Genomic DNA, 1,620 nt, shown 5'->3' with positions numbered 1-1,620 from the left:
GTGAAGGTCTTATAAGGAATACCTCGAGCTTTCATCTCTTCTGCAACGAGAGCTGATTCATGGCGAAGTTTACCATTACCACTCTCTTCGATGTATGCCTGTGTAATCATTTGTTTTATTTGCCCAACGTAAAGTTCACCCGCCGTGATGAAATGGTGGATAAACGGATTAAAATTTTAATTCATTAGAACCCTACAAAAAGCTGACACGGCAGCTACTAACGGTCGGGTGCAACGACTTGTTCGCTTAGATTATTTCTTGTCAGCTTTGACTACCATATTAGATATTCCGACAAAGCGACCTTTCTCATTTTTTCCAACAAGTATCGAACCGCCATATGTGTGGTTTTCTTTGTTTGGCTTATTCCATGTAACATCAAACCGCCCTACTGGCTCATAGTTCCATTTATATACTCGCCCATGTATTTCAACAGGTGTAAGCATATTCTTGCGCTCTGTCTCAGAGAACTCTTCAATTGGAACCCATTTAACCTCTTTGAATATGTAGTCCTTAAAATCATTTATACCGCTTCGCCATCGCAGCATTTCTTGATCTTTGATGACAAAGTGAACATTAGTCCAGTCATACACCTTTGATATAGCTTGAATATCCTTAACTTTTGCTGCCTCTGTTACTTTTTGTTCAAGAAGCTCAATGCTTTTTTCATGTGCATTAATTACAGTGCACGAAAGAAGGATGATGAGTAGTTTTGTTTTCATATTTTTTAGCGAACGTAAAGCTCACCCGCCACGATGAAATGGCAGATGAACGGATTAATAGATTTCCTTTTGAGGAATAGAAACAAAACCTGGCACGGCTGCTACTAGTGGTCGGGTGCAGCGACTTGTTATGCAATTAGTTTCCTCCGTCTTTCTGGTTACTTTCAAGAGTGATTAGGAATACAGATTTCAGCGAATCTCGATCAAGCATTCATTCCGCCTTGCGAGAATAACCGTTGAATGCACTGAGTGAACAAACTTATGGTTTCATCCTGCGAGCCGATTCGGAATAGTCAACCATTTGAATGATCTGCCTATTTTTTCGCATAACGTAAAGCACACCGGCCGCGATGTGCCAGCTGCCCAAATTTATAACTTTCAATCCTGTAAACCAGCCAAAAAACCTGGCCACTCAGCTACTAGCGGTCGGGTGCTGCGACTTGTTCGGCCACTATTCTTCATAAGGCAAGGGAAAGACTGTGTAAGTCGCAAACAGACACCAAGGCCACTTCACAACTATAACTCGTTCTGATTTGCGAGTATCGTAATACCACTGATTTTCCCTCCAACGGTGCATGATCATTCCCCATCGCGCTGACAACACCCCATCATCGTCAAGTACAATTAACGCCGACCAAAATCGAACCGTTTCCATGGCTGCCAAGTTCGACCACATACACAAGAAAGAACAAGCAATAGATAAAGGGGTGAGTATAAGGAACCATGATACACCCCAATCCATTATTAGCCATAACACGAATAAAATCAAATTCCACGTTAACAACACTCCTAAAAACCTTAACGAGATGTTGTGTCGCATTAATCGTGCAACATTAATTTGCGAATAAAATGGGTTAATATTTTCACAGCTCATTTTTTATTTTATTGCCGAACGTAAAGC

1 protein-coding gene is annotated in these 1,620 nt (G+C 41.2%); it reads right to left on the bottom strand.

Annotation, left to right across the window (positions count from 1 at the left end):
• Window positions 1-251: 251 nt before the first annotated feature.
• Window positions 252-719 (bottom strand): hypothetical protein, encoded by a 468-nt coding sequence (locus HW115_RS19470; RefSeq protein WP_178935328.1) that lies wholly within the window; start codon window positions 717-719, stop codon window positions 252-254.
• Window positions 720-1,620 lie beyond the last annotated feature (901 nt).

The sequence above is a fragment of the Oceaniferula marina genome, from assembly GCF_013391475.1.
GTDB lineage: Bacteria > Verrucomicrobiota > Verrucomicrobiia > Verrucomicrobiales > Akkermansiaceae > Oceaniferula > Oceaniferula marina.
Note: the sequence above shows the minus strand (reverse complement) of the source record. Positions and strands in the feature narration are given on the sequence as shown.